General features: G+C 35.9%; 21 protein-coding genes. 16 read left to right on the top strand and 5 right to left on the bottom strand.

Annotation, left to right across the window (positions count from 1 at the left end):
- Nucleotides 1–19: 19 nt before the first annotated feature.
- Together J3U56_RS11115 and ilvY are read right to left on the bottom strand one after the other, a co-directional pair.
- Complete coding sequence (locus J3U56_RS11115; protein WP_267332482.1) at nucleotides 20–2,101, bottom strand: 3-hydroxybutyrate oligomer hydrolase family protein; 2,082 nt, start codon at nucleotides 2,099–2,101, stop codon at nucleotides 20–22.
- Between the two features lie 113 nt (nucleotides 2,102–2,214).
- Nucleotides 2,215–3,120: an HTH-type transcriptional activator IlvY gene (gene ilvY / locus J3U56_RS11110; RefSeq protein WP_267332483.1), complete on the bottom strand. Its 906-nt coding sequence runs from the start codon at nucleotides 3,118–3,120 to the stop codon at nucleotides 2,215–2,217.
- 188 nt (nucleotides 3,121–3,308) lie between these two features.
- Here ilvY and prfC point away from each other — a divergent pair, with 188 nt between their 5' ends.
- The 12 genes from prfC to J3U56_RS11050 all read left to right on the top strand — a co-directional run bounded on the left by prfC (nucleotide 3,309) and on the right by J3U56_RS11050 (nucleotide 18,872).
- Nucleotides 3,309–4,901, top strand: a complete 1,593-nt coding sequence (gene prfC / locus J3U56_RS11105) for a peptide chain release factor 3 (RefSeq protein WP_267344851.1) — start codon at nucleotides 3,309–3,311, stop codon at nucleotides 4,899–4,901.
- A gap of 590 nt (nucleotides 4,902–5,491) precedes the next feature.
- A complete protein-coding gene (ptrA, locus tag J3U56_RS11100) occupies nucleotides 5,492–8,365 on the top strand; it encodes a pitrilysin (RefSeq protein WP_267367741.1) in 2,874 nt (957 codons plus the stop codon).
- A gap of 100 nt (nucleotides 8,366–8,465) precedes the next feature.
- Nucleotides 8,466–9,338 (top strand): helix-turn-helix domain-containing protein, encoded by an 873-nt coding sequence (locus tag J3U56_RS11095; protein WP_267332486.1) that lies wholly within the window; start codon nucleotides 8,466–8,468, stop codon nucleotides 9,336–9,338.
- Nucleotides 9,339–9,357: 19 nt separating this feature from the next.
- Nucleotides 9,358–10,641: a 3-phosphoshikimate 1-carboxyvinyltransferase gene (aroA, locus tag J3U56_RS11090; protein ID WP_416379533.1), complete on the top strand. Its 1,284-nt coding sequence runs from the start codon at nucleotides 9,358–9,360 to the stop codon at nucleotides 10,639–10,641.
- Nucleotide 10,642: 1 nt separating this feature from the next.
- Nucleotides 10,643–11,323 carry a (d)CMP kinase gene (cmk, locus tag J3U56_RS11085; RefSeq protein WP_267344853.1) on the top strand — a complete coding sequence of 227 codons (681 nt, stop codon included), beginning with the start codon at nucleotides 10,643–10,645 and terminating at the stop codon, nucleotides 11,321–11,323.
- Between the two features lie 110 nt (nucleotides 11,324–11,433).
- Nucleotides 11,434–13,116: a 30S ribosomal protein S1 gene (gene rpsA / locus J3U56_RS11080; protein WP_065634839.1), complete on the top strand. Its 1,683-nt coding sequence runs from the start codon at nucleotides 11,434–11,436 to the stop codon at nucleotides 13,114–13,116.
- A gap of 99 nt (nucleotides 13,117–13,215) precedes the next feature.
- Entirely contained in the window at nucleotides 13,216–13,506 is a 291-nt protein-coding gene (gene ihfB / locus J3U56_RS11075; protein WP_065634838.1) for an integration host factor subunit beta, read from the top strand.
- Nucleotides 13,507–13,870: 364 nt separating this feature from the next.
- Nucleotides 13,871–16,114 (top strand): DNA internalization-related competence protein ComEC/Rec2, encoded by a 2,244-nt coding sequence (locus tag J3U56_RS11070; protein ID WP_267367738.1) that lies wholly within the window; start codon nucleotides 13,871–13,873, stop codon nucleotides 16,112–16,114.
- A gap of 82 nt (nucleotides 16,115–16,196) precedes the next feature.
- Nucleotides 16,197–17,204, top strand: coding sequence for a tetraacyldisaccharide 4'-kinase (gene lpxK, locus J3U56_RS11065; protein WP_416380358.1), 1,008 nt, complete (start codon nucleotides 16,197–16,199; stop codon nucleotides 17,202–17,204).
- A gap of 3 nt (nucleotides 17,205–17,207) precedes the next feature.
- Nucleotides 17,208–17,393, top strand: a complete 186-nt coding sequence (locus tag J3U56_RS11060; protein ID WP_267332491.1) for a Trm112 family protein — start codon at nucleotides 17,208–17,210, stop codon at nucleotides 17,391–17,393.
- A gap of 19 nt (nucleotides 17,394–17,412) precedes the next feature.
- A complete protein-coding gene (gene kdsB, locus J3U56_RS11055) occupies nucleotides 17,413–18,180 on the top strand; it encodes a 3-deoxy-manno-octulosonate cytidylyltransferase (RefSeq protein WP_065634835.1) in 768 nt (255 codons plus the stop codon).
- Nucleotides 18,180–18,872: a DUF2461 domain-containing protein gene (locus J3U56_RS11050; RefSeq protein WP_267332492.1), complete on the top strand. Its 693-nt coding sequence runs from the start codon at nucleotides 18,180–18,182 to the stop codon at nucleotides 18,870–18,872. Before kdsB ends, J3U56_RS11050 begins: the two co-directional genes overlap by 1 nt.
- 88 nt (nucleotides 18,873–18,960) lie before the next feature.
- Here the strand turns inward: J3U56_RS11050 and J3U56_RS11045 are convergent, their stop codons facing one another.
- Both J3U56_RS11045 and J3U56_RS11040 read right to left on the bottom strand, forming a co-directional pair.
- Nucleotides 18,961–19,623 carry a MarC family NAAT transporter gene (locus tag J3U56_RS11045; protein ID WP_267332493.1) on the bottom strand — a complete coding sequence of 221 codons (663 nt, stop codon included), beginning with the start codon at nucleotides 19,621–19,623 and terminating at the stop codon, nucleotides 18,961–18,963.
- A 103-nt stretch (nucleotides 19,624–19,726) separates the two neighbouring features.
- Nucleotides 19,727–20,245, bottom strand: a complete 519-nt coding sequence (locus J3U56_RS11040) for a single-stranded DNA-binding protein (protein ID WP_267332494.1) — start codon at nucleotides 20,243–20,245, stop codon at nucleotides 19,727–19,729.
- A 212-nt stretch (nucleotides 20,246–20,457) separates the two neighbouring features.
- On the opposite strand from J3U56_RS11040, the gene corA reads away from it, so the two are divergent.
- From corA to J3U56_RS11020, 4 genes are all read left to right on the top strand, one after another.
- Complete coding sequence (corA, locus tag J3U56_RS11035) at nucleotides 20,458–21,399, top strand: magnesium/cobalt transporter CorA (RefSeq protein ID WP_065634831.1); 942 nt, start codon at nucleotides 20,458–20,460, stop codon at nucleotides 21,397–21,399.
- 556 nt (nucleotides 21,400–21,955) lie between these two features.
- Nucleotides 21,956–22,927: a glucokinase gene (locus tag J3U56_RS11030; RefSeq protein ID WP_267332495.1), complete on the top strand. Its 972-nt coding sequence runs from the start codon at nucleotides 21,956–21,958 to the stop codon at nucleotides 22,925–22,927.
- An 11-nt stretch (nucleotides 22,928–22,938) separates the two neighbouring features.
- Nucleotides 22,939–23,187, top strand: a complete 249-nt coding sequence (locus J3U56_RS11025) for a YcgL domain-containing protein (protein ID WP_081297552.1) — start codon at nucleotides 22,939–22,941, stop codon at nucleotides 23,185–23,187.
- Nucleotides 23,184–23,606, top strand: a complete 423-nt coding sequence (locus J3U56_RS11020; protein ID WP_267332496.1) for a YcgN family cysteine cluster protein — start codon at nucleotides 23,184–23,186, stop codon at nucleotides 23,604–23,606. The genes J3U56_RS11025 and J3U56_RS11020 overlap by 4 nt, the downstream gene beginning before the upstream one ends.
- A gap of 30 nt (nucleotides 23,607–23,636) precedes the next feature.
- Here J3U56_RS11020 and J3U56_RS11015 read toward each other — a convergent pair whose 3' ends face one another.
- Complete coding sequence (locus J3U56_RS11015; protein WP_267332497.1) at nucleotides 23,637–24,194, bottom strand: YggT family protein; 558 nt, start codon at nucleotides 24,192–24,194, stop codon at nucleotides 23,637–23,639.
- Between the last annotated feature and the right edge of the window lie 22 nt (nucleotides 24,195–24,216).

The following is a 24,216-nucleotide window of genomic DNA, read 5'->3' as shown; positions in this document are numbered from 1 at the left end:
ACCCGATAATCTTTAGTTATTAATTTGGAATAGTAAGTTTACCGTTTTCTTTCTTAATAACATTGTTACGATTTGGTGATTGTGAAATCGGCACTAAGTTTTTAATGGTAGCATCAAGGGTAATGTCATTATTACTTGCTCGTGGTTTTGTATGAACAACTTGGCTTTCAGGCAGGGTTGCTTTATTCGTTAGATTTGCCCATAACCACTCCATTGCATCTTCACCATAATAATCTATAGGAAGTAAAATGTTTTCAAATGGCGGTTTACCATCTAAATAGCTAGTGTTTTCAACTTCTATGTAACGTAATTGTGAATTTTTACCTTCAACTTGGCTATTTAATGCGACATAAGCTCGTGATGTGTAATCCGGTAATTGTTTGACATTATTACGGCCATGTACAATATAGGTTTTAATTCCATTTAAATTAGCCGAAGCAATGATCTGACCCATACCATATTGAACGCGCGGATCGTTTATTTTTTTATATAAACATATAGCCCCTTTACTATTATAATCAATGTTTTCTTTGCTTTCAGAGCTAGAATAGAAATCCCTTCTAGGTGAAATCACATCTTCATTATTGACCAATGCTAATGCAGTTGAATCATTACCAATCCATACAGGTAAATGTCCATCAGATAATCCCCAAAGTTGCTCAAAGGCGACTTCCTTTAATGGTGCAACTTTACCGGTATAGTAAATGGGATTTTGTTGTGTGCTAGCAACTGAATAGTTGCACATTCTTTCGGTGATGTCGTAGTGTCCGTAAGCGCTAATGTATTGATAAGGTAAACTGACCGTTTCTTTAAAATAAAAATAGGGTAATTGGATATCCATTTCAGGCGTCCACCCATATTTATGCAGCTTTTCAAGCGCTTCTTCAGGTGTGCCTTCTTTTAATAGTTTTGCTTGTTTTAAGTCATTACAGCGGTTTTGTGAAAAAACATATTTATCGGCAAAAGGAATATACTTATCTTTATTGTTTTCGATAATTGCTGGCACAGCACAAGGGATATAAAGTGAAGCGTATGCGCTGTATTCTGCTATCGATTGATATTGAATTTTAACAGGTGTATTTTTACCGAATTGTACGCTAGCGGCTATTTTTTTGGAATAAGGTACAATTTGTGGGTTAACTGCAACGATTCCTTTTATAATGTTATTTTTGTCAAGCTCGCCCGCTTTGAGTGCTGCGCCGCCACCATCACTCGCTCCATAGACTAATACTAATGTATTGTCTTTGTTGTATTTGATTGTTTTATCCGGTGAATATAATGTGTTGATTTGATAAAAGGCAAATTCAATGGATTGTAAAACAAATTCCCCCCAACGCTGCTCTGAATTCTGTCTTGAATGCAGTTGTTTTATGGCGTAGCGGTTGGGATAAGCTTTAACATACCTTTCTCGATTGTTAATATCTGGTTTAAAAAGAAGATTATCTGTTTGTGTTTTGCCATCAATGGCAAATCCACGCTGGTTAGTGATATCATAAATACCGTTGCCTAATCCTTTATCATTGTAAACAACTGCACAGTTGTGACGTAATCCCCATAATCCTCTAATTTGTACATCGTGGGCATTAAATAATCCATCGGAATCGGTGGCAGGCACCGCAACAATACAAGGTTTGTTTTTATCAAAATCCAAGGGGATTTGTAATAATAAACCGACAGTTTCTTCTTTATTTTTAAGGGTAGCTAAAACCTCAGTACCTGCCACTTTGCCATCAAATAATGGGGTTAAGGTTTTACGCTGATAACCAAAAAGAGTGCCTTCTCCTGTTTTAGTATCAATAAATCGGTTAAGTTTTAATTGCCTTAGTTCTTGAGTTGTTGGTTGCGTAGGGTTAGCCTGCTTAAGATTGATTTTAGTTGTTGATAGCGGTGTAAAGCCTAAACCCGCTGTGGCTAAGTCATCGCTATCACCATCATAATAGTTTGTACTTTCGATGGTTAACCATTGAGGTTTTACAATAGTATTATTCTCTTCACGGTTAATATTTAAACGTGTATTACCTTTGGCCTGTACTGTAAAAGCAATCGTAGTTGTAGTAAGCAGAATTAATGATGTTAATATTTTTATAGTTCTTGTGTTCATGAAAATATTTCCTTTTTTAACAACCAAGCTTGTCGTCAAATTATTTTTTATGTTGCTTGCAGTATTAATAATGTAACTATTTTCTAGGTAAATGATTATACACGATATTTTGTTTATTGGGATTGGTTTGGTAAATTAAGATTGCATAATCCCCAAAACGCCGCGATAATTTTTTCTGATAAACGTCTTTTTTGAACACAGATCCCAACGTCAAACGGTTCCATTAAATTGGTTGACCATTCAGTAATTCTTTCCCGAATTCTTTCAGGGCTATTTTCCATAACAACTTTAGGTAATAAGGCTACACCGCAACCTAGTGCAACCATAGAAACAATTGCCTCGTGACCTGCAACTGTTGCATAAATTTTGGGGCTCATAATTTTTTGCTGTTTAAACCACAAATCAATGCGGTGCCGGCTTGGGCCATGTTCCGGCAAAATAAAGGGTATATTATGCCAATCCGGTTTTTTTTGGTGTAATTTATCACTAAATGAGCTATTGAGCTTGGGTATGAGTAACACCATCTCTATTTCACCAAATTTTAAAAATTCGACTCCTGAAGGTAATTGTTTTGGTTTGCCTGCAATGGCTAAATCGACTTGATTGGACTGGATTTTTTCAACCGCATCTGCCGCATCGCCGGTTGAGAGTTTAATTTCTACAAGAGGATAATTAATTCGAAAGCGGTCAAGTATTTCAGGTAAATGGCTGTAAGCGGCTGTTACTGAACAAAATAGGGTTAATTCGCCAACTAATTGTTGATTGGATTGATCTAATTCTTGGCGCACTTGCTGATGCAAACTGATTACTTGCTGGGCAAAACGTTTTACCTTTTCCCCTTCTTGCGTTATTTGTACTTGGCGATTATCACGAATAAAAAGGGCATGACCAAAATGTTCTTCTAAGCGTTGTATTTGTCTGGATAACGTCGAAGGGCTTACATGCATAGCATCGGCGGTCATACCAAAATGGCATGTTTCGCATAAATGTAAGAACAATTTTAAATCACGAATATTCATAACAAAATCCAATTTATACTGAAAGCTAGGTTTTTTTGCAAACTTGCAAAACAGCACCTAATCAATACTAGTTTATGCAAACATTATGCATAGATAAACCAATAACGCAAATAACTGCAATGGTAAAAATTAACAAGTTCTGTTAAAATGCCCGATTATTTTTGTGCAGGATAATTATCGTTAATTTTATGACAGAACAAGCTTATTTAGATGAAGTAAATGCGCGTCGCACTTTTGCTATTATTTCACATCCCGATGCTGGTAAAACAACCATTACAGAAAAAGTGTTGCTATTTGGTCATGCCATTCAAACAGCTGGAACGGTAAAAGGTCGAGGCGCGAATGCCCAACACGCTAAATCCGACTGGATGGAGATGGAAAAGCAGCGTGGTATTTCGATTACAACTTCTGTCATGCAGTTTCCTTATAATCAATGTCTAGTCAATTTACTTGATACCCCAGGGCATGAAGACTTCTCAGAAGATACTTATCGAACTTTAACGGCCGTTGATAGTTGTTTAATGGTGATTGATGCAGCAAAAGGGGTTGAAGATCGTACGCGTAAATTAATGGAAGTAACGCGTTTACGTAATACGCCGATTTTGACTTTTATGAATAAGTTAGATCGTGATATTCGTGATCCTTTAGAATTACTCGATGAAGTTGAGAACGAGCTCAATATTATGTGTGCACCGATTACTTGGCCTATTGGTTGTGGCAAGTTATTTAAAGGTGTGTACCATTTAGCCAAAGATGAAACTTATCTATATCAAACAGGTCAAGGACATACCATTCAAGAAGTCCGTGTTATTAAAGGGTTAACTAATCCTGAATTGGATAAAACTGTTGGCGATGATTTAGCCGCTCAGCTTCGTGAAGAGCTTGAATTAGTGCAAGGCGCATCGAATGAGTTCGATTTACAAGCATTTTTATCCGGTGATTTAACCCCCGTCTTTTTTGGTACTGCATTAGGTAATTTTGGTGTTGATCATATGTTAGATGGCTTAACGGCTTGGGCTCCGCCACCGCAAGCTCGTCAAACGGATAAGCGAAAAGTCGAATCTAGCGAAGAAAAATTTAGTGGTTTTGTCTTTAAGATTCAAGCCAATATGGATCCAAAACACCGAGACCGCGTGGCATTTATGCGCATTGTGTCGGGTAAATATGAAAAAGGCATGAAATTGCGCCATGTTCGTCTTGCTAAAGATGTCAATATTTCTGATGCATTAACCTTTATGGCCGGCGATCGTGAACATGTAGAAGAGGCTTATGCGGGTGATATTATCGGATTACATAATCATGGTACTATTCAAATTGGTGACACCTTTACCCAAGGTGAAGATCTTAAGTTTACCGGTATTCCTAACTTTGCCCCGGAACTATTTCGCCGAATTCGTTTAAAAGATCCGCTAAAACAAAAGCAATTATTAAAAGGATTAGTGCAATTGTCTGAAGAGGGTGCTGTGCAGGTATTTCGACCATTAGCCAACAATGACTTAATTGTCGGGGCAGTTGGTGTACTTCAGTTTGATGTGGTCGTTGCTCGATTAAAATCTGAATATAATGTTGAAGCCATTTATGAACCGGTAAATGTGACCACCGCACGCTGGGTAGAATGTAGTGACGCGAAGAAATTCGAAGAGTTTAAACGCAAATGTGAGCAAAATTTAGCGTTAGATGGCGGTGATAATTTATCCTATATTGCGCCAAGTATGGTTAACTTAAATCTAACTCAAGAACGTTATCCAGATGTCGAATTTAGAAAAACACGGGAACATTAATTGTTATTATTTCTCCATTGTTGTTTAAAAAAATAAAGAGCTGGGTTTTCCCAGCTTTTTTATATTGTAGAGAAATTGAAACAATATAAAATAAAAGCGACTGTCAGTTCTAGTATTGGTACTTTGATGACTCAATTTATTGCAATAACATGGCTGACCAGTTGACTGTCAACATTTACGACAAGATTTAAAGTGCCTGATTTTTAGATAAATAGTCGACCAAGAAAATCAAGATCGATTACGTTGTAATTGACTCGTTTTTCTATCTCAATCCAATATTGTTATTGAACGCAACTTTTGACTTAGTTGATGACTTACATTTAACCAAACCGTTTTTAATCTAGTCATGTCGTCAAAAATGTGGTGAGTAAATTGCCCTAATAGATTAGTGATACATTGTGCTTTCATATTATGAATTACTAGATTATCTTTTAGTTAAGATAGATAATAGAAAACTTACACCTCAATTTTTAATCAGATAAATTTATAGGATTAAATTTTTGAAAAAATTACTAGAAACTGCTGTCAGTTTTCTTTTTTAGTAATTTATTAAATTCATCATAGAATATGACATTTTAGGCGGAGAATATATGCATAAGATAAAAATAACGCTCTTAATTGTGCTAGCTTTTTTTTACTTCAATTCCTCTTTTGCGATTGAAAATAAACTTTCACATCCCGTTTTATTAGAAAAGGTTCAACAAAGTGATCGCGATAATCGCCAATACGAAGTCATCGAACTAGCCAATAAAATGCGTGTATTATTAGTATCCGATCCTAAAGCTGTGAAATCATTAGCCTCGCTCGCCTTACCTGTTGGCTCTTTACAAGATCCTGCCGATCAACAAGGTTTAGCTCACTATACCGAACATATGGTCTTGATGGGGTCTAAAAAGTATCCTGAACCCGCTAGTTTTTCTCAATTCTTAAATCGCCATGCGGGTAGTTATAATGCGAGTACTGCTTCATATAGAACTGCATTTTATTTTGAGGTGGAAAATGGCGCATTTAATCATGCGTTAGATTATTTAGCTCAAGCGATTGCTAATCCTGTTTTAGATCCAAAATTTGCAGATAAAGAGCGAAATGCTGTTAATGCTGAACTGACAATGGCCAGATCGAATGATGGTTTTCGTATTGGACAAGTTGATTCTGAAACAATTAATCAAAAGCACCCTGCGTCACAATTTTCAGGGGGAAATTTAGAAACGCTAAGTGATAAATCAACGAGTAAATTACACGATGCGTTAGTTAATTTTCATAATAATTATTACTCAGCTAACATTATGGTCGGGGTTGTTTATAGCAATCAATCTATTAATAAATTGGCAAAACTTGCTGAAACTACTTTTGGTCAAATTCCTAATAAAAATATTCAAGCCCCAAAAGTTGATCAAACCGCTATGCCAAGTGACGTATTAGCTAAACAAATTACTATGTTACCCGCTCAGCCTAAAAAATTGATGCTTTTACAATTTCCAATTGAAAATAATTTAGTTAAATTTGCCGATAAAAGTGATGAATATATTGCTTATTTAATTAGCAATCGTAGTCAAAACACATTGTCAGAACAATTACAAAAGCAAGGATTGATTGAAAACATTAGTGCATCAAGCGATCCTATTCGTTATGGTAATAGTGGTGTTTTGAGCATTAATGTAAGTTTGACTGATGACGGCCTTGCTCAAAAAGATAAAGTGATAGCGGCTATTTTCAATTACTTACAATTAATACAAAAAGATGGGGTAAAGGATACTTATTACGAAGAACTTAAAAAAGTATTAGCACTTGAATTTAAATACCAAGATATTGAACGAGATATGTCTTATGTTGAATGGCTATCTGATCAGATGTTGCTTTATCCAATCCAAAATATTTTAAACGCTGACTTTATTGCATCGCATTTTGATAAAGATGCGATAGTAAACCGTTTAAAGAGCCTAACGCCAGATAATGCTAGAATTTGGACCATTGCACCAAATCAACCTACCGATAAAGTTGCCTATTTTGTTGAAGCACCTTATAAAATTGATGCTATAACTAGTGAACAAAAATCAAATTGGTCGAATTTAGCAAAAAGCTTTTCGTTTACTTTACCTGAACTCAATCCTTATATTCCAGATGATTTTACGATTGTTAACCCAAATAGCAATCAATCTGAGCCTTTAGAATTTAATAAGCGCGGTAATCATATCCATTTTGTTAGCCAATATTTTGGTCAAGAACCTAAAGCCGCAATTGTCGTTTCATTACGTAATGATCAAGCTTTTAGTGATGCTAAATCTCAAGTTGCGTTTGATTTGCTCGATTATCTTGTTAGTCGTAATCTAGCACAACTTCAATTCCAAGCTAATGTGGCTGGTATTGAATTGTCGACTAGCCGTGATAATGGTTTGATGGTGACAGCTGATGGTTTTAATCAGCACCTTCCCGAAATGGTATTAGCGGTACTTAATCGGTATCAGCAAATAATTGTTGATGAACAAAGTTTAGCCTTAGCTAAATCGTGGTATATCCAAAAATTAGATGCAATTGAGCATGCGAATAGTTATCAGTTAGCCGCCAATCCTGTCAATGCATTGTCTGTATTACCTCACTACTATGAACGTAATTTAAGAAGACAAATCACAGCAGATATCAGTGTTAACGATATTGTAGCTTATCGTGATGCGCTAATGACGCATTCAGTTCCTTATATGCTAAGTTTAGGTAATTTATCGAATCAACGCTCGTTAGATCTTTATCATAAAATTCAAGAAAAATTTGCGTCTAACGCTCAATTTACACCAATTGATAACCTTAAAATAAATGCACCATTAACAGCACGCATTACTCAAACGGCGAAAGCAACTGATAATGCTTTAATGATGAGCTATATTCCGACTAATTATGATCGAAATTCGAGCCGCATCTTGAGTTATACGCTTTCGAAGATTATATCGCCTTGGTTTTTCGATCAATTACGATCTAATGAACAGTTAGGTTATGCCGTTTTTGCTGTATCAATGTCAGTAGGCGATTCTTCAGGTATTAGCTTTATTATACAAAGTAATCAATACGACCCAGCCTATTTGCTAGGCCGTTATCAGCATTTCTATCCAATTATGCTGCAAAAATTACAAGCATTATCCAAAAATGATATAGAGCAATATAAAAAGGCGGTGCTTGAGGAATTGACAATGCCACCTCAAACGTTAAATGAAGAATTAGAACGCTATCTGGCTGATTATCGTTTATCGAATTTTTCGTTTGATTCACGCGATAAGAAAATAGCCGAAGTGAAAAAAATTGATAAGCAAGGCTTAATTGATTTTTATAATAACGCTATTGTTAAACAAAAAGGTTTGGTGTTTGCTTCGCAAGTATTAGGGCAAGCGTCACAAGCTTCGAAAAAACCAGAAGCGATTACTGAATATACTGAATTTGCAGATGCATCAAACTTACAAGATGTTTTGCTAAAATAGTTGACTAAAATGTGGATGTTACCTTAAACATTTTTAGCGAAAATTGGCATTGTTATCACCTTGTGATACACTGCCAAGATTCGAATATTTTGAGTCAATTATGATTAGTGAAGCAATTGATTATTTGGCAATAGGGCAGCGATTACGCGCTTATCGTATTGCCGCCTCACTTAAAGCCGAAGATGTAGCTGAGAGTTTAAGAATTTCAAGAGCTGCAGTTTATCGCTTAGAAAAAGGTGAAATCGTTAAAATTGAAACATTAGAGCGATTAGCACTATTGTTAGACACTTCTTTAGCGAGCCTACTTGGTATTGATACGGAATATTATTCAAGTGGCGAAGGGTTTTTTGAACGTATGCGTCAGTTGGAAGAACAATCAACCCATATTTATTCACACTTTGATCCCTTCTCTTTTTTGCTAACTTCACCACACTATTTATCGCATTTGGCCATGATGCTTGAGGAGTCTGGTGAAGCGATTGATTCAGATAAATATGCGGTGAGTTTATCAATTTTGAAACATCGTAAAACGCAATTTTATCAGTCTGTTCCTAAAGTGATTAATTTAATTAGTTTACGCAATGTTGAGCGTTTTTTGCATATTGGTTTAGTCGGTAATTTAACCATTTCGCCGGGGAAAAAATCGGAAAGAATGTTATTAGCACGTCAAGAAGTTTATCATTTAATTGAACTTTTAGAACACCAATCTTATGCGCCTACAATTGCTATTACTGAGCAGGCTATTCCGTCAATAGCTTTTCAAATCTTTTATCAAGATCAAAATCCGATCTCTTTAGCGATGAGTCCATTTCGTTTGGGGGAATTACCCAATGTGACAACGGGTATTGCTTCAATTACTTCATCATTTGATGCAATCAAGCGATATCGTTCTTTATTTGATAAATTATGGCAAAATAGTGCTAAAGATAAGCAAGCTATAGATTTGTTAAAAGCGACGCTAGAAAAATTTTAAAAAATATTTATAGAGAGTGATTATGTTATCTATAACATTACAACCGATAAAAAAAATTAATGGGACAATCAATTTACCTGGGTCAAAAAGTGTCTCTAATCGAGCATTACTATTATCCGCACTGAGTAAAGGTAATACCCGTTTGACCAATTTGCTTGATAGTGATGATGTCCGTTACATGCTTGATGCTTTAAAGGCTTTAGGTATTAAATATCAACTATCTGATGATCGTACTATTTGTGATATTCAGGGCATCGGTCGTCACTTGCAAGTGACTTACCCTTTGGAATTGTTTCTGGGAAATGCTGGCACTGCGATGCGTCCATTAACAGCGGCATTATGTTTGGGTAACAATAATATTATATTAACAGGCGAACCTCGTATGAAAGAGCGCCCAATAGGGCATTTAGTGGATGCTTTACGTCAAGGTGGTGCTAAAATTGACTATCTTGAAAACGAAGGTTACCCGCCACTGCATATTCATGGTGGTTTTAGCGGGGGTAATATCAACGTTGATGGAACGGTTTCAAGTCAGTTTTTAACCGCTTTATTAATGACTGCACCCCTAGCGGATAAAGATACCGAAATTACCATTATTGGTGATTTAGTTTCGAAACCTTATATTGATATTACAATCAAAATGATGGCGATTTTTGGTGTCACAGTTACCAATCATGATTATCAAAAATTTACCATTAAAGCCAAACAATGTTATCAATCTCCTGGCAATTATTTAGTCGAAGGTGATGCTTCGTCCGCTTCTTATTTTTTAGCCGCAGCGGCAATTAAAGGCGGTACGGTGCGTGTTACCGGTATAGGTAAAAAAAGTTTACAAGGCGACACCCAATTTGCACATGTACTTGAAAAAATGGGTGCTAAAGTGATTTGGGCAGATGATTATATTGAATGTACTCGGGGGGAATTAAACGGTATTGATATGGACATGAACCATATTCCCGATGCAGCAATGACTATTGCCACGACTGCTTTATTTGCCAAAGGATCGACGACAATTCGTAATATTTACAATTGGCGAGTGAAAGAAACCGATCGCTTATATGCGATGGCAACTGAACTGCGGAAGGTTGGAGCTACGGTTGAAGAGGGACCTGATTATATTACTATCGTTCCGCCTGCAAAATTAACGCATGCTAAAATCGAAACCTATAACGATCATCGCATTGCAATGTGTTTTTCATTAGTTGCACTATCCGATACGCCGGTGACCATATTAGATCCTAAATGCACTATGAAAACTTTTCCAGATTACTTTGAACAATTTGAACGATTAAGCGAATATTAATATGATTAAAACTGTTCCCGTCATTGCCATTGATGGACCTAGTGGCGTAGGTAAAGGCACATTATGCCAAGCATTAGCTAATCATTTTAATTGGCACCTTTTAGATTCGGGGGCTATTTATCGAGTATTGGCATTTTCAGCCTTGCAACAAAACATCGCACTTGATGATGAAAGTCAGCTTGTTAAATTGGCGTTAAATCTGCCTTTAACCTTCGATTCTACGGGGGCTGAAGTAAAAGTTTTATTACAGAATAACGATGTCACTAACGCTATCCGTACTGAACAAACAGGCGGAGCCGCATCAAAAGTGGCTTCGTTAAGTCAAGTGAGAGTTGCATTATTACAACGACAACGAGATTTTAAACAGGCTCCGGGCTTGATTGCTGATGGTCGCGATATGGGAACTGTCGTATTCCCAGATGCATCAGTCAAAATCTTTCTCGATGCCAGTGCGCAATCTCGAGCAGAAAGAAGAATGAAACAGTTGCAAGATAAGCAAAATCATGCTAAATTCGCCGAAATTTTGCAGGAAATAACAGCGCGTGATGAGCGTGATCGCAATCGGGCCGTTGCGCCGTTAAAACCTGCTGTTGATGCACTTATAATTGATACCACATCACTTTCTATTCAAGATGTTTTTAATCAATCTATTAAGTATATAAACCAAAAACTCGGGCAATAAATTTATTTATTGCTTGAACCAAGCTCCACAAAAGGATAGGTGGAGTTCCGTAAACAACCCCACAAGACATGATGTAATGTGGACGTTAATATTAATTTAAGTATATAAATATGACTGAATCTTTTGCTCAACTCTTTGAAGAGTCTTTAAATCAACTAGACACTCGTTCTGGTAATATGATCCGTGGTACTGTCGTTGCAATCGACAAAGATGTCGTTTTAGTTGATGCTGGTTTAAAATCTGAATCAGCAATTCCAGTAGAGCAGTTTAAAAATGCCCAAGGCGAATTAGAAGTTCAAGTCGGTGACGTTGTTGACGTTGTGCTTGACTCAATTGAAGATGGCTTTGGTGAAACAATCTTATCTCGTGAAAAAGCTAAACGTCATGAAGCGTGGCTGACACTAGAAAAAGCAGTTGAAGATGCTGCAACAGTTTTAGGTGTTATCAATGGTAAAGTTAAAGGTGGCTTTACGGTTGATCTTAATGGCGTGCGTGCGTTCCTTCCTGGTTCACTTGTTGACGTTCGCCCATTACGCGATACTTCACATATTGAAAATCGCGAAATTGAATTAAAAGTTATTAAATTAGATCAAAAACGTAACAACGTTGTTGTTTCACGTCGTGCCGTTATCGAATCTGAAAATAGCGCAGAAAGAGAACAACTTCTTGAAAATCTACAAGAAGGTTCAGAAGTTAAAGGTATCATTAAAAATCTTACTGATTACGGTGCATTCGTTGATCTTGGTGGGGTTGATGGTTTACTTCACATTACCGATATGGCTTGGAAACGTGTTAAACACCCAAGTGAAGTGGTTGAAGTGGGTCAAGAATTACTTGTTAAAGTGCTTAAATTCGATAAAGATCGTTCACGTGTTTCTCTTGGCTTAAAACAATTAGGCGAAGATCCATGGGTTTCAATCGCTAAACGTTACCCAGAAGGAACAAAAGTAACAGGTAAAGTAACTAACTTAACTGATTACGGTTGTTTTGTTGAAATTGAAACAGGTGTTGAAGGTTTAGTACACGTTTCTGAAATGGATTGGACAAACAAAAACATTCACCCATCTAAAGTGGTTAGCTTAGGTGATGTGGTTGAAGTTGTTGTTCTTGAAATTGATGAAGAACGTCGTCGTATCTCTTTAGGTCTTAAACAATGTAAACCAAACCCATGGTTACAATTTGCTGAATCACACAATAAAGGTGATAAAGTTAGCGGTAAGATCAAATCAATCACTGACTTTGGTATCTTCATTGGTTTAGATGGCGGTATTGATGGTTTAGTTCATCTTTCAGATATCTCTTGGAATATGCCTGGCGAAGAAGCGGTTAAAGCTTATAAGAAAGGTGACGATATCGAAGCGGTTGTGTTACAAGTTGACGCAGAGCGCGAACGTATTTCTTTAGGTATTAAACAATTAGAAGATGATCCTTTCAATAATTTTGCTGCAAACTATAAAAAAGGCACTATTGTTAAAGGTAAAGTAACTGCTGTCGATGCTAAAGGTGCAACTATCGAAATTGCTGATGGTATTGAAGGTTACTTAAAAGCTCAAGATATTGCTCGTGAACGTATTGAAGATGCAACTACTGCACTGAAAGTTGGTGACGAAGTTGAAGCTAAGATTGTTAATATCGATCGTAAGTCTCGTGCGATTTCATTATCAGTACGCGCTAAAGATGAAGCTGATGAAAAAGAAGCACTTGCTGCTGTAAATAATACTGCAACTCAAGAAGAAGCATCATTTACTAATGCAATGGCTGAAGCTTTCAAAGCTGCTTCAAAAACTGAGTAAAAATTGTTTATGTAAAGAGTAAAGAGGGCTTGCCCTCTTTTTCTTTTGTGGTATAAAATAAATCAGTTATTTACCACACAAAATAAATTAGGAGTGACCATGAACAGATCAGATTTAGCCGAAAAGATAGTTAACTGGCGGACACACCTTCCTGTACAACTAGTTGATGATGCTGTAAGAGATATTATCGAACAGATAGCTTTAGCTATGGAAAGTAATGATCGTGTTGAAATTCGAGGTTTTGGTAGTTTTAGTTTGAACTATCGCGCCCCACGTAAAGCGAGAAATCCTAGAACAGGTGGTAATGTTGAAGTTAAACATAAATATATCCCTCATTTCAAACCGGGTAAAGAATTACGTGAACGAGTTAATAATGCTGCCAAAGCATAAGTTTGCATAATATTACAAAAAAACCTTTGACTAAAATCAAAGGTTTTTTTATTTATAACAATTCGGGTATTTATCAATCAATGCTTGCAGCACCATTCTAGATTACCGACACCTCCTCTTTAGCTGTGATTCGTATTAACGTAAAAAATAAGTTTAGCTGAAAATCAGTTTAGTTTTGTAAAAGTTTTTCAACTAATTAATAAAATGGAAGCAATCTCTAGAAATTAGTAAATGGAATATTTTGAGAAAACAGTTATGTGATAGTTTGATAGCCAATCAAAATTAACCCTATCCAAAATCAATGCGGCAACTTTTTTCACTGGATCTATTAGCAATAATTTTTTCTTTAGGTTGTTTGCCACTTATGTTTTTACCTTCATTACCTTCTTATGAACAGTGGTATATGCTGGCTATTGTTCTTATTACTTTTATTTTGATTGTTCCATCAACGTTTTATCGCTTTACAATAATGATTGCGGTATTAATCCTTAGCTTTTTATGGTCTACTGCTTATAGTCATCAATATTTATCAAATGTTGAACCTTATATCGATAAGACCTTGGTTGTGCAAGCTAAAGTCGAAACAATTGATGTTCAAGCCGACAATATAACAGAACCGTATTACATAAAATTTGCCCTAATCAATTCTGACCAGCATTATTTGTCTTTTAATCCGACTATTTCAGTCTATTGGGATCAGCCAATTATTCCTAAGGCCGGTCAAATTTGGCAACTTACGTTGAAAACCAAAGTTAGCCAAGGTTATTTGAATGAAGGGGGTTTTGATAGTCAACGCTTTGCAATTGCCAATAGGCGCCTGTTATCAGCAAAATTAAAACAAGCTAAATTACTTGATGATAAGCGTAATGTTAGACAAGTTATAGCAGATTACGCTTTACCCTATATTAATCTATGTGTTTACCGAGGAATCCTGATTGCGCTTGCTTTTGGCGAACGCACACAAATAAGTGGTGAAGATCGCCTAATAATGATGCAAACCGGTATAGCTCATTTAATGGCAATATCCGGTATGCATATTCTTTTAGTTTTTTATTTTTGCTGCTTTATTGTTAAAACAAGTCTGTTTTTACTTCCAAATCGTTATATACATTATTTTGTACCAATCATAGTTGGTTGGCTAAGTGCATTATTTTATGCTTGGTTAACAGGATTTAATCCGCCAACACTGCGTGCGATATTCGCACTATCAATATGGATATACTTACGCTATCAAAGTTATCATTTAAGTGCTTGGCAAAAAATAAACCGAATTATTGCAATATTACTCTTATTTGATCCGTTGATGATTTTATCAGAAAGTTTTTGGTTATCTTGCTACGCGGTTATCAGTTTACTCTTTCTATCCCAATGGATGCCTTTACCAAACCGTTTTAAACAAAAAAAACGTTGGTATTTAATACGGTTATTGCATCTACAATTTGGCTTAACGTTATTATTATTACCTATACAATTTTTTATTTTTCACGGGATAAGTACTGTTGCATTATTCACGAATTTAATAGCAATTCCACTTATCACACTATGTACCTTTCCTGCTATTTTATTGGCACTATTATTTAGTTTGGTACATTGTTTTTATTTATCCTTGTGGTTTTGCTTTGTTGCAGATAGTTCTCTTAAAGGATTATTTTTATGTTTAAAAGCAATGAATGTATTGTGGTTGACATTACCGGCTAATTTTTATCTACTAAGTTTAATTGGTTGGTTGATGATTATTGTTATTCATACTGAACTTTGGCGTCATTTTTTCGTGACTATATTGTCTATTTTATGCTTAATGATTTCACCTTTTTTTGTCGTTCTTGATTATGTTTGGCGAGTAGACATGTTAGATGTTGGTCATGGACTGGCTATTGTGATTCATAATGGAAAGTCAGCTATTTTGTATGATACGGGTGCTAAATGGGATAAAAATTCAGTAGCACAGCAGGTCATTATACCGTTTTTATTGCAGCATAATTTAACAGTTGAAGGCATTATCATTAGTCACCAACATAATGATCATATTGGTGGGCTGAATATTTTAAAGCGTACCTATCCAAATGCGTGGTTGATGAGTTCATCATCATCATTGAATAATGATTATTTATGTTTAGCGGGGAATCACATTAGTTGGAACCAGCTTTCATTTAATATTTTATGGCCTAAAAAGCTGGTTAATTATGCGCAAAATAAAGACTCATGTGTGATACAAATAACGGATGGTCGATTCTCGGTATTGTTAACAGGGGATTTAGAACGAACGCAAGAGTATCAGTTAATTGAACAATATGGAGTTAAATTATCTTCAACATTTTTACAAGTTCCCCATCATGGTAGTATGAGCTCATCAAGCTATGCCTTTATAAATCGGGTAAAACCGAAAAGTGCATTGGTGTCGACTTCGCGCTATAATGCTTGGAACTTACCCGCAGATAAGATTACTTTACGTTATCATGAACTTAACTTAGATTATCATGTTACTGCAAGGACAGGTCAAATTAGTCTATTTTTTAATAAATTAACATGGAATATCAAAACAATGCGGGAACAAGTTCGTCCTAGGTGGTATCATGATTGGCTTGGGCGTTTACCTATTTATGAGTAAAATAATAGCCAATATCGCCATATTTATATTACGTCAAATATAGCAGTAATGGTAACAAAACATAATCAAGTGATAATAAATGATGATTGAAAAATTATGGTATGGTAAAAATAGATTATATTGGTTACTTATTCCTTTTTCTTTGTTGTATGGTTTGATTGTTTTTATTCGTCGCCAGTTATATCGATTCGGTCTTTTAAAATCATGGCATTCACCTGTTCCGATTGTTGTTGTTGGCAATTTATCCGTCGGCGGTAATGGTAAAACCCCTTTCACGATTGGTTTGATTCAAGCTTTACAAGCTAAAGGGTTCCATGTTGGTGTCGTTTCACGGGGATATGGCGGTAAGGCTGATTCTTATCCCTTAATTTTAGATAACAATACAACAACAGCCCAAGCGGGTGATGAACCGGTTCTGATTTATCAACGCACTCAGGCGCCTGTTGCGGTAGCACCGAAACGAGTTGATGCGGTCAAAGCTTTATTAAAACACTATCAGTTAGATGTTATTTTGACTGATGATGGCTTACAACATTATGCGCTAGCTCGTAACATAGAAGTTGTTGTAGTCGATGGTAAACGTCAATTTGGCAATGGGTGGTGGATTCCTGCTGGTCCAATGCGAGAGCGACAAAACCGTTTAAGATCAGTCGATGTGATCATCATTAATGGTGATAGCGATAGTCTGTTACCCGAGAAATATCCCAATAAAACTTATACTATGCAATTGGCTCCCAACTGTGCCATTAATTTGCTTACTCAAGAAAAAAAGCCATTATCTTCGTTACAAAATATCTGTGCTGTTGCTGGAATTAGCAATCCTAAACGTTTTTTTGATATGTTAACAATGATGAATGCGGATTTAATTAAAACGGTATCCTTTGCTGATCATCAACAATTTACTTTGCCATTGTTAGCAGATATTGCAACTGATCAACAAATCATTTTAATGACAGAAAAAGATGCAGTAAAATGTCAGCAATTTGCATTACCAAATTGGTGGTATCTACCTGTAGATGCCATTATACCTATGCCAGCAATTAACCATATCTGTTCATTATTAGCGGATATAACATCACATAGAGAATAAAATATGAAAGCGCTTCTTCTTAATGCTATTGCATGCCCTAAATGTCACGGCAAATTGCAATATGATAAAGAACATAATCAGCTAATTTGTCAAACTGATAAATTAGTTTTTCCTGTAAAGGATGGTATTCCCGTATTACTTGAAACCGAGGCGATGGCACTGACTCAAGTAAAATTTAATCAAGAATAGAACATTACAAGGATTAGTTATGAATTTTTCTGTTATTATTCCAGCAAGATATGCATCAAGCCGTTTACCTGCAAAACCTTTAGCAGATATACACGGTAAACCGATGATTGTACGAGTGATGGAACAAGCAAAAAAGTCATCGGCAAATCGAGTCATTGTTGCAACCGATCATCAGCAAGTTTTCGAGGTGGTAAAAAAGCATGGTGGAGAAGTGATTCTAACCAGTGATAAACATAACTCGGGGACTGAGCGTCTGGCCGAAGTCATTAATACCTTTCAATTTGCCGATGATGAAGTGATTGTTAATGTTCAAGGTGATGAGCCACTGATTCCCCCTATTATTATTGATCAAGTCGCTGAAAATTTAGTCAAATATAAAACAGGTATGGCTACTTTAGCTGTACCTATTGAGTCGGTTGAAGAAGCGTTTAATACTGGCGCTGTTAAAGTTGTGATGGATAAAGATGGTTATGCGCTCTATTTTTCTCGAGCGACTATTCCTTGGGAGCGAGATCGCTTCGCGAAAGCTAGCAATTTATTCAATCAATCCAGTATTGGTGATTTTTACCTTCGCCACATTGGTATTTATGCTTATCGAGCAGGTTTTATTCGTCAGTATATCAACTGGGCACCTTCTTCACTTGAGCAAATTGAAATGCTTGAACAGCTTAGAGTTCTTTGGTATGGTGAAAAAATTCATGTTGCAGTTGCTAAAGAGTCACCCGCCATTGGTGTTGATACGCAACAAGATTTAGAAAAAGTCAGAGAGTTATTTAAGGAGCAATAATGGCCATATTTAACGGCTTTTCTCAAGCGGGGCTAAATTTTTTACAAGATGCTTGGATTAACAATAGTAAAACCTGGTTTGATGAACATCGTTCTATTTATGATAACGATTTAGTTAAACCATTTAAGTTATTGGTTGAACAATTAACCCCAGAAATGTTAAAAATCGATGAGTGGTTTGAAACCAAGCCAGCGATAGGTAAAACCATATCACGCATTCATCGTGATACTCGATTTTCCAAAGATAAGACATTATATCGAAGTCGATTGTGGCTAACATTTAAACGACCAAATAAGGACTGGAAAGAAGCGCCAGCTTATTTTTTTGAAATTAGTCCGGATAGTTATCAATATGGTTTAGGTTATTATTGTGCATCAAAACAAACTATGGATATTTTTCGAGAAGAGATTGCTAATGATACTGCTAAGTTTTTAGAGATGATTCGTTGCGTCAAAAAACCTTTTGAGTTGGTTGGTGAAAGTTATAAACGACCGCTGGTTAAAGATCAAGATGAAAAGATAGCAACATGGTATAACCGTAAAAGCTTAGCTGTTATGGTAACCAATAATCATATAGCTGATGTATTAGATAGTGATCTGCCAAATAAATTGATAAAAGGATTTAAAAAAATCGTCCCTCTATATGATTATTTAATGCGGGTTGAAATGATCAAAAATATACCTAAACTTTAATTGATGTCAGAACAGTAGGGCATCAACGTGCCCTATGTCTCATTATTCGTCAGTGCTTGGGTTAACTATCTGTATATTATTTAATCAGTTAAATGTTGGGGAAATTTAATACCAGCTCTTTTACGCCGTTAATGATAAATTGGGTACCGACACAAACTAATAAAAATCCCATAATTCTAGAAGTTGCTTCAATACCACTTTTCCCCATAAATCGCATGATACTGCCAGCACTACGCATACAAAACCATAAAATAATACACAATAATAATGGCACCATTATTGAAGTGGTATAAACAACCCAAGTCGATACGTTGTAACCACCACCTTTAACCGTTGAAGCCATACTAATAATCATCGCAATCGTACCCGGACCAGCAGTACTGGGCATTGCTAATGGGACAAACGCGATATTATTTGACGTTTCTCGTTTTTTTGCATCGGCTTCTAACGTTTTATGAGATGGTTGCTGGGGGAATAGCATTCTAAAACCGATAATACCGACTATCATTCCACCTGCAATACGTAATCCAGGAATTGATATACCAAAAGTATTCATCACTAATTGCCCACCATAAAACGAGACAACCATGATAATAAACACGTAAATACAAGTCATTTTAGACTGATAGTTACGCTCTTCATTGGTCATATCACCGGATAAACCTAATAGTAACACAACAGTCGTTAATGGATTAGTTAATGGTATGAAAAGAATTAGACCAAAGCCAATAGTTTGTATAAGTTCCAGCATATCAATTTCAAGACTTAATAAAAAACATTAAGATAAGTATAATTGAAATTGATTAGATATGATACATGGGCGTAATAAAACGCCCAAAAAATCATTTGGTTGATTAGAAAGGAATATCGTCATCAAAATCCATTGGTGGTTCAGGGGCTTTAGGTTGTGGTGCTGGCGCACTTTGAGCTGCTTGTCGGGTCGACGCTGGCGCTGACGAAAAATTATTTGCGCTTTGTCCCCAATTTTGTGAGCCATCATCAAAGCCTTCGTTACTCGCGCCACGCGATCCCAAAATTTGTAAGGTACCCCCCATAGTATTGATAACTACCTCAGTGGTATACCGATCTGTTCCCGATTGATCTTGCCATTTTCGAGTTTGCAATTGTCCTTCAAGATAAACTTGCGTTCCTTTTCTAATGTATTCGCCAGCAATTTCAGCTAATTTACCAAACACGACAACTCGATGCCATTCAGTGCGATCACGGTTTTCACCGGTTTGTTTATCCTTCCATGATTCTGATGTTGCAACACTAAAATTAGCGACAGCATTACCATTTGGCATGTAACGGACTTCAGGATCTTGTCCTAAATTACCAACTAAAATGACTTTGTTTATTCCTCGATTTGCCATTATAAACTCCTAAAAATTGCATAAAGATTTAATTTCGATATTGTAGCATGAGACAGAAGTAACATCACCGTATTTAATTTAATTATGCGAGCTATTATCCATTTTTAAACATTGAGAAAGATTTGTCTCACCATAGGAATTTCTTATTATAACAGGTATAATGCCACACATTTGTTGTGTAGTGTTCTAAACATATTTTTACTGGAGGCCTTATGATTAATGCGTTTGGACTAAAAAACAAACAGTTAGTGAAAATTAATGAAGGCGATATAAATAATGCGACTTGGGTTGATTTAATTGAGCCAGAAGAAGCCGATCGTGATTTTGTTTTAACCCATTTAGGACAAAACTTAGCAACGAGTATAGAGTTAGATGATATTGAGGCGTCAGCCCGTTTTTTTGAAGATAACGAAGGATTACATGTGCACTCGTTCTTTTTTTATGAAGATGCAGAAGATCGAGCAGGTAATTCTACTGTTGCATTTACAGTCCATAATGGACGTCTTTTTACCTTAAGAGAACGTGATCTTCCTGCGTTTCGTTTATATCGAATGCGGTCACGATATCAGAGCATGATAGACGGTAACCCTTGGGAAGTATTACTCGATCTATTTGAAGTTAAAGTTGAGCAGTTAGCCGATCAGATTGAAAATATCTATAGTGAATTAGAGGAGTTGAGTCTAATTATTATGGATCGCTCTTCACAAGAACATTATGATGAAGCGATTACCTCTTTAGCTGAGTTAGAAGATACCGCATGGAAGGTAAGACTTTGCTTAATGGATAGCCAAAGAGCGGTGAACTACTTAGTTCGACGAGCAAAAATGCCAGTTGATCAGTTAGAACAAGCACGTGAAGTTATTCGTGATATTGAGTCGCTTGTTCCACATAATGAATCCTTGTTCCAAAAAGTAAACTTTTTAATGCAAGCTGCAACTAGCTTTATTAATATAGAACAAAGCCGGATTATCAAGATTTTCTCAGTTGTATCTGTTGTATTTTTACCGCCAACGGTAGTTGCTTCGGCTTACGGAATGAACTTTGAAAACATGCCTGAATTAAAATGGGAATATGGTTATCCATTCTCATTAATATTAATGTTACTTGCTGGCGTTGCACCTTATATCTATTTTAAATTAAAAAAATGGTTATAGATAAAGCATATTGGATATAGTTGGTAATTATTAACTATATTGATTTATTCTCGAGTTATCGCCTTGATGTTAATCAAGGTGAACTAGTTATGCATATACTGATAGTAGAAAGTGTTCATTTTGATGCTTATTATCTATCATTACCGTTCAAACTGTTGGTATGCTTTGACTAAGTTTATGAGTAAAGATTATCAATTAATTTGAAATCAAATAGAGTAAAGGATCACAATTAGTTTATTAGTACTACTTGATAAATAGTATGACCAGTGTTAAACAAGAACGGTCATTTGTACAATGGCTACATTTGAATAACGCCGAATAAAGCGAAATTCAAACAGTTCTTGCTTACTTTTTTAGGCGTACAATAAAATTGCATCGGTAAGAAGCAGCGCATCTTAAAATAACGTTATGTTTCACGCCAAAAATCATTGCTAGCGGTGAGATTTTTAACTTATTTGACTTGCCTTGTAACGAGTAGCTCAAAAATGTTTTAAATACCGATGATTTTGTACGCAGCAATAGGATTTAAACACAATTTGTAATAGAAGGGAATAACATGAGTCAATATGCTTTAGTCACTGATATTGGTGGAACCAATGCCCGTTTTGCGTTGTACGATTTAACCACTAACAAATTATCTGCTATCACAAAAATTCTGATTTCAAAAGATGATGATCTATTAGTTTTGATTAAAAACTATCTTGCTAATCAATCAATCAGTGTCGATATGGCCTGTATTGCAATTGCTTGCCCTATTGATGATACAGATATGGTGAATATGACCAATAATAATTTGTCGTTTTCACGTTCAGCGTTGATTAAAGCATTAAACTTAAAACAACTTGAAGTAATTAATGATTTTACGGCTGTATCGACTTCTATTCCACAATTAACCGATAAAGATTTAGTAAAAATCGGCGGGGATGACGCCGATTTAAATTACCCAATTGCGATTTATGGTGCTGGAACTGGTCTTGGTGTGTCGCATTTAATAAAAGTTAATCAACATTGGATCAGCTTGTCTGGAGAAGGTGGGCATACTGAATTACCAATGACCAATGAGAAAGAAGATCGTCTTTTAGCTGAGTTACGCAAAAAGTTTGGACGCGTATCGTCTGAGCGTTTTTTATCTGGAAATGGTATTGTAAATATATACCAAGCATTATTAAACATTAATAATCAACCTATAGAAGAGATTACGCCAGATGTAATTGTCAAAAAAGCGTTGTCCAATAGTTGTCCACTTTGTTTAGAAACGCTAACCTATTTTTGTACTTTTATGGGACGATTTGGTGGCAATTTAGCATTAACACTGAACACACAAGGTGGCGTTTACATTGCTGGTGGCATCGTACCACGTTTTATCGAGTTTTTTAAATCTTCACCTTTTCGGCATGCTTTTGAAAACAAAGGACGAATGTCGTACTTGGTTAAAAAAATCCCTGTTTATGTCATTACTCATGAAGATCCCGGTCTATTAGGTGCAGGTGTTTATTTACAAAATAGTCTTAATAAAATGAAGGAGTAGGTTCATCGGTTATGATGTGGTGTTATATTTATCGAAGTCCAAAAAAAGAAAATTGTTATTTATATCTGGAAAAGGAGAATGATTTTTCTACTATTCCTGAAAAAGTAATGTCAATTTTTGGTTCACCTGTATTGGTGATGAAAGTATTATTAGACGGTAAACGCCGTTTTGTTGTTGGTACTTCGGATGAAATAGAAGAAAAAATAAAAGCAGATGGTTTTTTCTTACAAATGTTAAAAGAAGATGATTTTAAAGTATGACAGAGCGATTTTGGGAATCTAAAACCTTAGATCAATTAACTGATGCACAATGGGAACAGTTGTGTGACGGCTGTGGTCAGTGCTGTCTTAATAAGTTGATGGATGAGGACACCGAAGAAATCTTGTACACCAATGTTGCTTGTAACTTGCTTGATTCTAATACGTGTCGTTGTAAGCATTATCACAATCGTTTTAAATATGAGCCTGATTGTATTAAGTTAACGCGTGAAAATCTTCTTACGATTGAATGGTTACCGTTAACTTGTTCTTATCGTTACTTTTTACAAACAGGGCAGCTACCCGAATGGCATCCACTCATTACCGGTGATAAAAAGCTTATGCATAAGCTGAAAATATCAGTTAGAAAACGTATTGTGTATGAAAAAGATGTAATTTGTTGGGAAGATCATATTCTATAAAAGGGAGTATACTCCCTTTTTTAAAAGCTTTTATAATATTAGCCAAATACTCCCGACCATATCGATGGCAAATAAATTCAAGAACATTAGAATAAAAATAAAAATCATAAATGAAATATCAATCATGCCAATAGGGGGAACAATGCGTCGAATGGGTGCGATAAAGGGTTCAGTCAACTCTGCCAGTAGCTCATCAGCGACCGATTGTCCACGGCTAACCCAACTTAGGATAGCTCTAAATAACAGTAACCAAAATAATAAATGACCAAAGGCGTGTATCATAGCAGCAACGGCATATGCTAAATACTCAGGGCTCCAAACTGGCGCATTAATCATGGCAAAATGTAAAATAAAAATAATTTTAACTAGCGCGACCAGATAGAAAATTAACCAGGTTGCACTATCAACTCTTCCTATTGACGGAATTACTTTACGTAATGGTCCAATAATGGGTTGAGAAATGCGAACTATAAATTGAGTAAATGGATTATGAAAATTAACTCTTACACTCTGCATCCATAGACGTAAAATGATCACATACAGACAAACAGTTAAAACAGCTCTTCCCAAGAAGATCAGTGATATCATTTAACACTCCTAAAAATTTTAT

Origin of the sequence: Gilliamella sp. B2824, from assembly GCF_026536245.1 — a bacterium.
Lineage (GTDB): Bacteria > Pseudomonadota > Gammaproteobacteria > Enterobacterales > Orbaceae > Gilliamella.
The sequence above is the reverse complement of the archived record's forward strand: the minus strand, read 5'-3'. Positions and strand labels throughout refer to the sequence as shown.

Bases quoted from the DNA above. Each gene is read 5' to 3' on its own strand.
- J3U56_RS11115 (WP_267332482.1), bottom strand. From the start codon at position 2,101: ATGAACACAAGAACTATAAAAATATTAACATCATTAATTCTGCTTACT.
- ilvY (WP_267332483.1), bottom strand. From the start codon at position 3,120: ATGAATATTCGTGATTTAAAATTGTTCTTACATTTATGCGAAACATGC.
- prfC (WP_267344851.1), top strand. From the start codon at position 3,309: ATGACAGAACAAGCTTATTTAGATGAAGTAAATGCGCGTCGCACTTTT.
- ptrA (WP_267367741.1), top strand. From the start codon at position 5,492: ATGCATAAGATAAAAATAACGCTCTTAATTGTGCTAGCTTTTTTTTAC.
- J3U56_RS11095 (WP_267332486.1), top strand. From the start codon at position 8,466: ATGATTAGTGAAGCAATTGATTATTTGGCAATAGGGCAGCGATTACGC.
- cmk (WP_267344853.1), top strand. From the start codon at position 10,643: ATGATTAAAACTGTTCCCGTCATTGCCATTGATGGACCTAGTGGCGTA.
- rpsA (WP_065634839.1), top strand. From the start codon at position 11,434: ATGACTGAATCTTTTGCTCAACTCTTTGAAGAGTCTTTAAATCAACTA.
- ihfB (WP_065634838.1), top strand. From the start codon at position 13,216: ATGAACAGATCAGATTTAGCCGAAAAGATAGTTAACTGGCGGACACAC.
- J3U56_RS11070 (WP_267367738.1), top strand. From the start codon at position 13,871: ATGTTTTTACCTTCATTACCTTCTTATGAACAGTGGTATATGCTGGCT.
- lpxK (WP_416380358.1), top strand. From the start codon at position 16,197: ATGATTGAAAAATTATGGTATGGTAAAAATAGATTATATTGGTTACTT.
- J3U56_RS11060 (WP_267332491.1), top strand. From the start codon at position 17,208: ATGAAAGCGCTTCTTCTTAATGCTATTGCATGCCCTAAATGTCACGGC.
- kdsB (WP_065634835.1), top strand. From the start codon at position 17,413: ATGAATTTTTCTGTTATTATTCCAGCAAGATATGCATCAAGCCGTTTA.
- J3U56_RS11050 (WP_267332492.1), top strand. From the start codon at position 18,180: ATGGCCATATTTAACGGCTTTTCTCAAGCGGGGCTAAATTTTTTACAA.
- J3U56_RS11045 (WP_267332493.1), bottom strand. From the start codon at position 19,623: ATGCTGGAACTTATACAAACTATTGGCTTTGGTCTAATTCTTTTCATA.
- J3U56_RS11040 (WP_267332494.1), bottom strand. From the start codon at position 20,245: ATGGCAAATCGAGGAATAAACAAAGTCATTTTAGTTGGTAATTTAGGA.
- corA (WP_065634831.1), top strand. From the start codon at position 20,458: ATGATTAATGCGTTTGGACTAAAAAACAAACAGTTAGTGAAAATTAAT.
- J3U56_RS11030 (WP_267332495.1), top strand. From the start codon at position 21,956: ATGAGTCAATATGCTTTAGTCACTGATATTGGTGGAACCAATGCCCGT.
- J3U56_RS11025 (WP_081297552.1), top strand. From the start codon at position 22,939: ATGATGTGGTGTTATATTTATCGAAGTCCAAAAAAAGAAAATTGTTAT.
- J3U56_RS11020 (WP_267332496.1), top strand. From the start codon at position 23,184: ATGACAGAGCGATTTTGGGAATCTAAAACCTTAGATCAATTAACTGAT.
- J3U56_RS11015 (WP_267332497.1), bottom strand. From the start codon at position 24,194: ATGATATCACTGATCTTCTTGGGAAGAGCTGTTTTAACTGTTTGTCTG.